We start from the raw sequence: 9805 nt of genomic DNA on the forward strand, positions 1-9805 counted from the left end.
AGCAGCAGTCTCATCATGTTCGCCCTCTAACAATCTTTGCCCAAACCGTCGCAACCAAGCCGCCAATTCACCATCTTTAAGGCGTTTTGCGATTAAGAATCCCGCTACATCCCCTCGACTCCAGCCGGCATTCACCCCTTCCAATATTTCCATGAATTTCGACTCGTATTCAGCGTCAGTTAAGGCTGGGCGGATGGCGGTATTCCCCGGCGGGGTGGATGGAATTGGGGTTCCGAATATTCGCTGAAGTAGTCGTTTGAAGAATTGCAGAATTTTGTTTAGCATTTGTAAGATTGAGAGGGTGGGGTATTTTCTATGTTATAGCAATTATCAAAAATAGATTATATATTGATTGTCGGCGATATCTGTAGGGACACGGCGCATTGCCGTGTCCGGGATTGCAACGCACAGTAAACAATCACATCAAGTAGAATTAATCTACTTTAAAAGCGGATAATACAGTTCTCCTGTCGAGTTGATATAACCGGCCCGATCGCCCGCTAAATTCCCTGTTCCCATAAATACGTCAACTCTCCCCGCGCCTTTGATTGCACCGCCGGTATCCTGATCCAAAACGTACCGATTTACCGCATTTTGTTCGAGTTGTCCCGCCGCATTTGGATAAGGGAGTTTTGTACTAATTAATGCTAGTGCGCCAGGGGGCATTAAAGCTTTATCGGTGGCGATCGACCTTTCGGCAGTTACTGGCACTCCAATGCTTCCTGTGGCTGGAACTCCGTTAGTATCCCGGAAGAATACAAAGCTTTCATTTTTCGGCAAATACTTGTTCATCTCTGCCGGAAAATTAGTGAAATATTCCTTGAGTTTAGGCAAATTTAACTCTTCTAAAGTAAACTTTCCGTCTTTAACTAATTCTCGCCCGACTCCTGTATAACTGTGACTGGTTTTGCCTGCAAAACCGACGGTCATCACGCTACCATCTGTTAGCTGCAATCTCGCAGAACCTTGGACGTGCACGAGGAATGCCTGAAATCGATCGCGCAACCAAACTAATTCTAATCCCCGCAGCAATCCTTTACTTGCCTGCAAAGCATCTTCGCCTTCTAATTGCAATCTGGTCGGGTGAGGTTTCGGCCAAGATGCCATGTTTGGCGGCATCCGGTACAGGGGATAACGGTATTCGGAATTAGGCGTGCGAGATGCTGCGTAAGTCGGCTCGAAATAACCTGTAAATGCGACTGTTCCTTTGCCGTCTTTGCCCGTGGATTTGTAAAAGACAAATTCGCGCTTGACCGATTCCTGGAGTTGTGCCGGAGTTGTGGAACTGACAACTAATTGGCGAAATCGATCGAGAGAACGCCGAACTCGATCGCGCGTAACTTCGGCTATGGGATAGTGGCTGTAAGCAGTGGCGGCGGCTGATGTATCGAGATAGCGGAGGCTGTTGTCGATCGACCTTAACAGCAATTCTTTATCCCCTGGTTTGCCATTTTCGCCCCAGATTTGAGCGTCAAAGGCGATCGACTCCAATTCACTCGCTTGTAACTGATTTACACTAATTGGTTCCAGTGGCGGGGCTGCAACGGCGGACACCGAAAAAGCGATCGCCAAAACGCAACAGGCGATCGCTAATAGCTGATAGCGAAAAATCTTGCTCAATTTCCAATCTTCCCTACTAAATTGATTATTTTCCTTATTCATCGAATCGTTCGACGCTAGAAGTAAATATCGGTTCTACGCGAATTGCGAGAACGCTGGTAGGCCGAACTACCATGTATTCGCCTTGAATATTTTTAATCGGGACGTTAAGAAATTCTCTTGAATCTTGTTTCGGCACCAGCGTACTGCTGTACCACTTTTGAAAATCTTGCAGCGTTGCGAAACGCACTTCTTCGCGGTGGCCACCCTCAAGCAGCAGGTGCACGGAATATTCACTGGGAGTTCTAGGCATAGGAGATGGAGAGAGTTGTTGGAGGACAATCTAAAATCTAAAATCTAAAATAGATGTGGTTGCCCTCAAGCAGCAGGTGCACGGAATATCGCACTTGTGTTCTAGGCATATCTTGATTTTTGATTTTTGATTTTAAGCTTTTGGAACGATTCCATATTTTACCCCTTCCTCGGCGCATTCCCTCATCTAGTAGGTTGGGTGGAGGGAGAGGGACAGACGGGGAGAAGCGGAGGGTGGGAGAGACCGGAAATTTGTTACAGGAAAATCTCAATCTAAAATCTCTTGACGGCGGTCCCCCCATTGCGGCTACGCTGTGAAATTAAGGCTGCTTTCCTCAAAGAGGAAGCAGCCCGCGTCGCCCAAAAATCTAGTTGCACTACCCAAAGCTGCTACCAACAGCAATCGACAGCTAACCGCCAAACTGATTACGCCAGTATGGAGGCTAATGGAGAATTTTAACACTCTCTGTAGCCGCCCTGCTCTGTGTTACCGTGCGGGGCGGCTGGGTTTTTGGGTTTTCCTAGAAAACCCAAAACCAGGAGACCATATTATGTCACAGGAATTCGTGCCTGACGATAACTTGTCCGCGCGTCCAAATGACGCCTCAGCAGTATCCGAACAGAAAGTCGTGCAAATCACGGTTGTCGGTTCCCGCGCAGCCGTGTTAGAAACCATCCACACCTTGTACCGACTAGGATTTGCCGCCGTCGGAGATTGGAGCCCGCCGTAGCGAGGTGCAAAGCCGGGACAAGTGATTAGCGTACTCATTCACCGTCACCGAAAAGCTTAAGAATTCGCCGATTACATCCACGTCGGGCAAGCACGGAAGGCACTTTGATCCGTGGGAACCTTAACTTGTAGGGGTTGTGCAGAAATTCGAGTTTCTGCACAACCCCTATCAACTTGTGATAGACCTTGATTTTAAAAAAAATTATGCTATTTATATTTTCTATAAACTTTCATCAATCAGTGGAATGAACATATCCATTATTGGCGATAAAAATTACACTTTGGGGATAGCAGCCCTGCTGAAATCCATAGAACTCAATGTTACCGAAGATCCGAATTTGCCTGTCAACGTTACTGTGGTATCAACAGGTATAAATACACAGCAAAAGGAAAAGTTGCAAAAGTGCTGCAAGTACGAGATTCAATGGGAAGAAGTTAAGCCGAATTACGGGGGATTGCTGTCCCTGTCGGGTTCTAAGTTAACTTACGCGAGATTGGAACCGGACAAATACACCAAGGTCAAAGACAGACTGATTTGGCTCGACAGCGACATGATAGTTCTGGGCAGCTTAGATCCTCTGTGGAACTTAGACTTTGAAGGAATGCCCGTAGCTGCTGCGCTCAATGTGTGGGGAAATCCAAACAACCCGGCGGATAAAAAACCTTATTTCAATGCAGGCCTCTTAGTTTTTAATCTAAAGCTTTGGGAGGAGGAAAAACTGTCTGAAAAAATGCTCGAAAACGCTCGTATCAACCTTTGGTGCGATTGCGACCAAGGAGCATCAAATTCGGTTTTAGAGGGAAGGTGGAAGCGATTAGAACAGATATGGAACAACCACAATACGGAGGATATGTCAACTAGAGTGATGCACTTTATATCCAGTCCGAAACCTTGGGAAAGTCTCCAACCTAATAAATTATGGCTGGAGATGTTGTCTCAGACGCCGTTTAAGGATGACCTACGCCTAATTAAAAATAATTCCGATTGGCTGGTGAGGCTAAATGTAAAATACAAACGATGGGAACCGTGGGTGAGGGAACCGATAACAAAAATTAAGAGCTATCTCAAAAATAAACTAAGGTAATACCTTTTGAGATTTGAGATTTGAGATTTGAGATTTGAGATTTGAGATTAAAAAATTGGGAAAGACTGATAATTAATGACTATCCGGTTTTGGATCACCGGGTTGCGGTTGCATTATTTTTTGAAACTGGTGTAACTTGAGGCCGGATGCTTATTTCCCGATCATTGCTTGAGGGGCAACGATTGATGCCTCTCAAGCACATTCATCTTTGGTGGAACAGACATTCGGCGCGTTTCCGAAGTATTTTGGTGAAACAACCCGGTTTCTGCGTAATTCTTGCTCTGCTGGAACAGACATTCGGGGCGTTTACCCATCAAAAGATTTATCTGCGGTAGAACAGGCTGTGCGATCGACTCAGAAGCCTTGTACATCGGGTTAAGCCAGCAGCAACGGAACGCTGAGAGCATTTTACCAGAGGATTTGTATTATACAACACCATCTTACCAACAACAATTAAAATAGTTTGGACTTGATGATATCTTTCACCATTTTTCGATCAAACTCTTCGCGGGGGGGCTTCCCCTAGCTGCGAAAGTTGAGAGGTTTCAGCCTCCTACTTGTGAAAATTGGTGCAAAATGTCAAATTAATCCTTAACCTTGTCAAATTACCAATTACGAACCTATGCCCCGTCGTCAAGACTTAAAAAAGATTCTTCTCATTGGTTCCGGCCCAATTGTTATCGGTCAAGCGTGCGAATTTGACTATTCAGGGACACAAGCTTGCAAAGCTTTGCGAGAAGAAGGTTTTGAAGTAGTGTTGGTGAATTCCAACCCTGCAACGATTATGACCGATCCGGAAACTGCCGATCGCATTTACATCGAACCTCTAACGCCAGCCATCCTCGAACAAATCATCGCTAAAGAAAGACCTCAAGCAATTTTACCGACAATGGGCGGTCAAACAGCGCTAAATCTAGCAGTTGCCGTCGCTAAAAATGGCGTTTTAGAAAAATACAAAGTCGAGTTAATTGGTGCTAAATTGCCAGCAATTGAAATGGCAGAAGATCGGCTATTATTTAAGGAAGCAATGGCGCGAATTGGGGTTGCAGTTTGCCCTTCGGGAATTGCAAATACTCTCGACGAAGCCAAAGCAATTGGTCATCAAATCGGTAGTTATCCGTTAATTATTCGTCCTGCTTTTACAATGGGCGGCACGGGAGGTGGTATTTCTTACAATCAAGAAGAATTTGAAGAAATGGCACAAGGCGGGATTGATGCCAGTCCAGTATCGCAAATTTTGATCGAACAATCTTTGATTGGTTGGAAAGAGTACGAACTGGAAGTAATGCGAGATTTGGCAGATAATGTGGTGATTATTTGTTCGATCGAGAATCTCGACCCGATGGGAGTCCACACCGGCGATTCTATCACCGTCGCCCCGGCGCAAACTCTCACAGACAAAGAATATCAGCGCCTGCGGGATGCTTCGGTGAAAATTATCCGCGAAATCGGAGTTGAAACCGGCGGTTCCAATATTCAATTTGCAGTCAATCCTGTCAACGGAGATTTCATCGTTATTGAAATGAATCCTCGGGTTTCGCGTTCCTCCGCGTTGGCCTCGAAAGCAACTGGTTTCCCTATTGCAAAAATGGCGGCAAAATTAGCGGTAGGTTACAGCCTAGACGAAATTTCCAACGATATCACCAAGAAAACTCCGGCGTCTTTTGAGCCGACAATTGACTACGTGGTGACGAAGATTCCCCGATTTGCCTTTGAAAAGTTCCCCGGTTCCGAACCGACTCTGACAACGCAAATGAAGTCTGTTGGGGAGGTAATGGCGATCGGGCGCAGCTTCAACGAATCCTTCCAAAAAGCCCTGCGGGGATTGGAAACAGGCCGCGCAGGTTTCGGGTGCGACAAACCGGAAAAGTTGCCGAGTTTGGAACAAATTCGCGCCGGATTGCGGACGCCAAATCCCGATCGCATTTTTACAGTTCGCCACGCGATGATGATGGGAATGTCGGTGGAAGATATCTTCGAGTTCACAGGAATTGATCCTTGGTTTTTGGATAAAATGCAGGAATTGCTGGAAACTGAGAAGTTCTTGAAACGAACGCGGTTGGAAGAGTTGACAAAAGAGACAATGTTTGAAGTAAAGCAGTTGGGATTTAGCGATCGCCAAATTGCTTACGCCACCAAAACACCGGAAGATCAAGTCCGCGCTTACCGCAAACAGTTAGGCGTAATTCCGGTTTACAAAACAGTCGATACCTGTGCCGCTGAATTTGAAGCGTTTACACCGTATTATTATTCCACCTACGAAGCGGGAGCGGCAATTTGGGAATTGGGCGATGAAGAAAAGAAAGTTTCGCCTGTAGGCCACAGTCTCGCGCCGGAGTCGGAAGTTTTGCCTTCTACCAAACGAAAAGTGATGATTTTAGGTGGCGGGCCCAACCGGATCGGACAGGGAATTGAGTTTGATTACTGCTGCTGTCACGCTTCGTATTCTCTAGGAGAAGACGGCTTTGAGACAATTATGGTCAACTCGAACCCTGAGACGGTTTCGACGGATTATGATACGAGCGATCGCCTGTATTTTGAACCGCTAACAAAAGAAGATGTTCTCAACATCATCGAAGCCGAAAATCCCGAAGGAATAATTATTCAGTTTGGCGGCCAAACCCCACTGAAATTAGCGCTTCCTTTACAAAAAGCTCTGGAAAATCACCCCGATGTACAAACAAAAATTTGGGGGACTTCGCCGGATTCCATTGATACTGCTGAAGACAGGGAGCGATTTGAAAAGATTCTGCGGGAGTTGGATATTCAGCAAGCTGCTAACGGTTTGGCGCGCAGTTTTGAGGATGCTTTAATAGTAGCTCAACGGATCGGTTATCCGGTAGTTGTGCGCCCGAGTTACGTATTAGGCGGGCGAGCCATGGAAATTGTTTATTCCGATACGGAATTGGAACGTTACATGACCTATGCCGTGCTAGTAGAACCCGATCATCCGATTTTAATTGATAAGTTCCTGGAGAACGCGATCGAGGTGGATGTCGATGCGATCGCCGATGTTACTGGCAATGTGACGATCGGCGGTATTATGGAACACATCGAGGAAGCGGGAATCCACTCCGGCGACTCTGCTTGTTCTATCCCTTACCAAACGCTTTCTGATGCAGCTTTGGTAACAATCCGCCGCTGGACTGTAGAATTAGCAAAATCCCTGAAAGTAATCGGGTTGATGAATATTCAATTTGCTGTTCAAGGGGAACAAGTTTTCATCTTGGAAGCTAATCCGCGAGCTTCTCGAACAGTGCCTTTTGTCTCCAAGGCGATCGGAGTTCCCTTAGCAAAAATGGCCTCGCGAGTTATGTCTGGCAAAACTCTAGAAGCTTTGGGTTTTACTGAAGAGATTATACCCACTCATGTTTCGGTAAAAGAAGCTGTATTGCCCTTTGCGAAGTTCCCGGGAACTGATACCTTGTTAGGGCCAGAAATGCGATCGACCGGCGAAGTCATGGGAATTGACACCGATTTTGGCAAAGCATTTGCCAAAGCTCAACTTGGCGCGGGACAAATGATGCCACTGTTTGGAACCGTGCTGGTTTCGATGCGCGATCGGGACAAACTAGCAGTTGTACCCGTTGTCAAGGAATTCTTAGAATTGGGTTTCAGAGTAGTCGCAACTCACGGGACACGCAAAGTTTTGCGAGAGCAAGATTTAGAGGTAGATTTGGAATTAAAACTGCACGAAGGACGGCCGAATTTGTTGGATTCGATCAAGAATGAGAAAATTCAACTAATTATCACCACGCCTTCCGGCGAAGAATCCCGGGCCGACGGCATCTTTATCCGCCGCACAGCTTTGACTTACAAAATCCCGATTATTACCACAATAGCCGGTGCCAAAGCTACAGCAGCGGGAATTCGATCGCTCAAATCCCACCCGATGGAAGTAAAAGCAATTCAAGACTATTACCCGCAAACCTAGACTGCGAAACACTCAAAGGTAGGGTGTGCACCGCGCACCTTACCCACAACATAGGGTGCACACCACCAAAACCTAAAAGTAGGGTGTGCACCACCAAAACCTAATCTGGATGAGAATCTAAAACTCCGCTAGACAGCATCAACCTCGGCCAAACTAACAAGAAAAAACCCATCCAAGCTAATAAAGGAAGCGCGACTAAAACAGTTATCCAAACAGTTTTAAATAAAAACCAACTACCGCTAATCAGACTCGTGCCAGTCAAAAGAATCGACCAAGGCTGACACCACCAAGGTTTGTAATTCCAAGGGCTAATAGCTTTTCGCTCGGAAAGTTTTTTATCAGAAATAGATTTCATATTTTCAGTAATTTTTTATGGATAATAGTCTGGCTAGCTGGATTAACTGAAGTTAAACATTCATCACCTCTTCTGCTGTCAGGGTTAATTCGGGAAAAGTCCGCGACACAATTCGTTCACTGCCCTTGAACGCGCTTCTTTGATAGTTGCCCTCTGCATCTAAAAGGTGGACAAATACAGTTGGAGTTTTGGGATTTCCCAGAAATTCCCTGCTACCAATTGCTAAATAATCGACAATCCAATACTCAGGAATTCCGAGGCGCCGATATTCGTCCAATTTGTCTATATAATCGTCCTCCCAATTTGTTGAGGTTACTTCTACAGCCAGTTGAATTGGTTCTCGTAAGGCAGAATAAGCAGAACGGTTCGATCGCCACAAATCGCGCTCTATTACGCTGACATCCGGTCTCCGCCCTTGTTCGATGCCGGCTTTACTTACAGTTTTGATAACTGGTGTGAGCCTGACCACGTAATTTAAGTTGAGCCGTTTAATTTCATCTTTAAATGAGTCAGATGTAAAATCAGCAACATCATCATGATTTCTTGTGGCATTCATCTCTAGAATTTCTCCATTTACCAGTTCATAACGTCCATCTTCGGGACATTCTACAAGGAATTGGTCAAAGGTTAATTTCTGTGTGACTGTTGCAATCATAAGATTTATCCTTATTTTGCAGTAATACTATTAGTCTATATTACCACAGGCAGGAATGAATTTGTTTTTTTGACCGCAGACCTCCAATTCTACAATTTAAAATCTACAATTAAAAATCTCAAATCGATTCAGGTAAATGGTAAAATGCGATCGCCCTAGCAATTTGCACTTAAATTTGTTACTGACTTGATACAGTAAAGTAACAAACCTAGAAATCGAGCCACTCCCAGGTCAACCCCGAACCATGAGACTAGACGAAGCCGTAGAATTTGCCGAAAACCCAGAGCCGCGCTGTCCCTGCGTCCTCCTGCTGGACACCTCCGGCTCCATGCAAGGCGCACCCATAGATGCCTTGAATGAGGGGCTGGAAATTTTTAGGAATGACCTAATTAAAGACGAACTAGCTAAAAAGCGAGTCGAAGTCGCGATTATTTCATTTGACAATCATATCAAAGTCGTGCAAGACTTCGTGACCGCCGACCAGTTCGAGACGCCACTGCTGACAGCTCAAGGACAAACCCACATGGGTGCCGGCATTCAGCAAGCATTAGATACGATTGCCGCGCGCAAATCCGAATACCGAAACAACGGCATTACCTACTACCGCCCGTGGGTATTTATGATTACCGACGGCGAACCTCAAGGCGAATCCGACGATGTTGTGGAAATAGCAGCACAGCGGATTAAAGAGGAAGAAACTAACAAGCGCGTCGCATTTTTTGCAGTCGGAGTGGAAGGTGCTAATATCACCCGTCTGGCGCAAATTGTCGAGCGCACGCCTGTAAAATTGAGAGGATTAGACTTTAGAGAGATGTTCATCTGGCTGTCGGCTAGTATGCAGAGAGTTTCTCACTCAAAAATTGATGAACAAGTAGCACTACCGCCACCCGGATGGGGAACTGTTTAGTCATTAGTTGGAAGTCATTGGTCATTAGTAAGTGACCAGCGGTAAGTGCGGTGTGCATAGCCCTACATAATAAGTAAGGTGTGGTGTGCATCGCCTTACCTAATTAGGGATAAATAAACCCGTCCAGACTTTGCATAGTTGTGAATTTACGAAGTTTTGAGTTAAAGAGTTATTAATGCAGAATTCATCCTTTAATTGGCAAGTTGTAGCGGCATCGGTGATAGGTAC

At 45.6% G+C, this 9805-nt stretch carries 10 protein-coding genes and 1 pseudogene; 5 read left to right on the top strand and 6 right to left on the bottom strand.

The genetic code is table 11. From position 1 onward, the window contains the following. The 3 genes and pseudogenes from QUA38_RS21460 to QUA38_RS21470 all read right to left on the bottom strand — a co-directional run. Window positions 1-285: pseudogene (locus QUA38_RS21460) on the bottom strand (tetratricopeptide repeat protein); the annotation flags it as partial. 153 nt (window positions 286-438) lie between these two features. Continuing rightward, entirely contained in the window at window positions 439-1662 is a 1224-nt protein-coding gene (locus tag QUA38_RS21465) for a murein transglycosylase A (RefSeq protein ID WP_333165340.1), read from the bottom strand. Continuing rightward, entirely contained in the window at window positions 1655-1912 is a 258-nt protein-coding gene (locus tag QUA38_RS21470; RefSeq protein ID WP_333040861.1) for a hypothetical protein, read from the bottom strand. The genes QUA38_RS21465 and QUA38_RS21470 overlap by 8 nt, the downstream gene beginning before the upstream one ends. Window positions 1913-2212: 300 nt before the next feature. Here QUA38_RS21470 and QUA38_RS21475 point away from each other — a divergent pair, with 300 nt between their 5' ends. The 3 genes from QUA38_RS21475 to QUA38_RS21485 all read left to right on the top strand — a co-directional run bounded on the left by QUA38_RS21475 (window position 2213) and on the right by QUA38_RS21485 (window position 3726). Beyond that, on the top strand, window positions 2213-2371 hold the full coding sequence (locus QUA38_RS21475) for a hypothetical protein (protein WP_333165342.1): 159 nt from the start codon (window positions 2213-2215) through the stop codon (window positions 2369-2371). A gap of 91 nt (window positions 2372-2462) precedes the next feature. Further along, window positions 2463-2642, top strand: coding sequence for a hypothetical protein (locus QUA38_RS21480; RefSeq protein ID WP_333165344.1), 180 nt, complete (start codon window positions 2463-2465; stop codon window positions 2640-2642). Between the two features lie 244 nt (window positions 2643-2886). Further along, on the top strand, window positions 2887-3726 hold the full coding sequence (locus QUA38_RS21485) for a glycosyltransferase (protein ID WP_333165346.1): 840 nt from the start codon (window positions 2887-2889) through the stop codon (window positions 3724-3726). Window positions 3727-3887: 161 nt separating this feature from the next. Here QUA38_RS21485 and QUA38_RS21490 read toward each other — a convergent pair whose 3' ends face one another. Then, window positions 3888-4097, bottom strand: a complete 210-nt coding sequence (locus QUA38_RS21490; protein ID WP_333165349.1) for a hypothetical protein — start codon at window positions 4095-4097, stop codon at window positions 3888-3890. Window positions 4098-4348: 251 nt separating this feature from the next. Here QUA38_RS21490 and carB point away from each other — a divergent pair, with 251 nt between their 5' ends. After that, the gene (carB, locus tag QUA38_RS21495; protein ID WP_333165351.1) at window positions 4349-7660 is read left to right on the top strand and encodes a carbamoyl-phosphate synthase large subunit; all 3312 of its coding nucleotides are present in this window, start codon (window positions 4349-4351) and stop codon (window positions 7658-7660) included. A 100-nt stretch (window positions 7661-7760) separates the two neighbouring features. Here carB and QUA38_RS21500 read toward each other — a convergent pair whose 3' ends face one another. Continuing rightward, a complete protein-coding gene (locus tag QUA38_RS21500; protein WP_333165353.1) occupies window positions 7761-8015 on the bottom strand; it encodes a DUF6737 family protein in 255 nt (84 codons plus the stop codon). A gap of 52 nt (window positions 8016-8067) precedes the next feature. Beyond that, on the bottom strand, window positions 8068-8670 hold the full coding sequence (locus tag QUA38_RS21505) for a Uma2 family endonuclease (protein WP_333165356.1): 603 nt from the start codon (window positions 8668-8670) through the stop codon (window positions 8068-8070). 244 nt (window positions 8671-8914) lie between these two features. Here QUA38_RS21505 and QUA38_RS21510 point away from each other — a divergent pair, with 244 nt between their 5' ends. Then, window positions 8915-9577: a VWA domain-containing protein gene (locus tag QUA38_RS21510; protein WP_333165358.1), complete on the top strand. Its 663-nt coding sequence runs from the start codon at window positions 8915-8917 to the stop codon at window positions 9575-9577. The last annotated feature ends 228 nt before the right edge of the window (window positions 9578-9805 follow it).

Origin of the sequence: Microcoleus sp. Pol12B4 (assembly GCF_036701385.1) — a bacterium.
GTDB lineage: Bacteria > Cyanobacteriota > Cyanobacteriia > Cyanobacteriales > Microcoleaceae > Microcoleus.

Excerpts from the sequence above, each read along its gene's own strand:
- QUA38_RS21465 (WP_333165340.1), bottom strand. The coding sequence starts at position 1,662 with ATGAATAAGGAAAATAATCAATTTAGTAGGGAAGATTGGAAATTGAGC.
- QUA38_RS21470 (WP_333040861.1), bottom strand. The coding sequence starts at position 1,912 with ATGCCTAGAACTCCCAGTGAATATTCCGTGCACCTGCTGCTTGAGGGT.
- QUA38_RS21480 (WP_333165344.1), top strand. The coding sequence starts at position 2,463 with ATGTCACAGGAATTCGTGCCTGACGATAACTTGTCCGCGCGTCCAAAT.
- QUA38_RS21485 (WP_333165346.1), top strand. The coding sequence starts at position 2,887 with ATGAACATATCCATTATTGGCGATAAAAATTACACTTTGGGGATAGCA.
- QUA38_RS21490 (WP_333165349.1), bottom strand. The coding sequence starts at position 4,097 with ATGTACAAGGCTTCTGAGTCGATCGCACAGCCTGTTCTACCGCAGATA.
- carB (WP_333165351.1), top strand. The coding sequence starts at position 4,349 with ATGCCCCGTCGTCAAGACTTAAAAAAGATTCTTCTCATTGGTTCCGGC.
- QUA38_RS21500 (WP_333165353.1), bottom strand. The coding sequence starts at position 8,015 with ATGAAATCTATTTCTGATAAAAAACTTTCCGAGCGAAAAGCTATTAGC.
- QUA38_RS21505 (WP_333165356.1), bottom strand. The coding sequence starts at position 8,670 with ATGATTGCAACAGTCACACAGAAATTAACCTTTGACCAATTCCTTGTA.
- QUA38_RS21510 (WP_333165358.1), top strand. The coding sequence starts at position 8,915 with ATGAGACTAGACGAAGCCGTAGAATTTGCCGAAAACCCAGAGCCGCGC.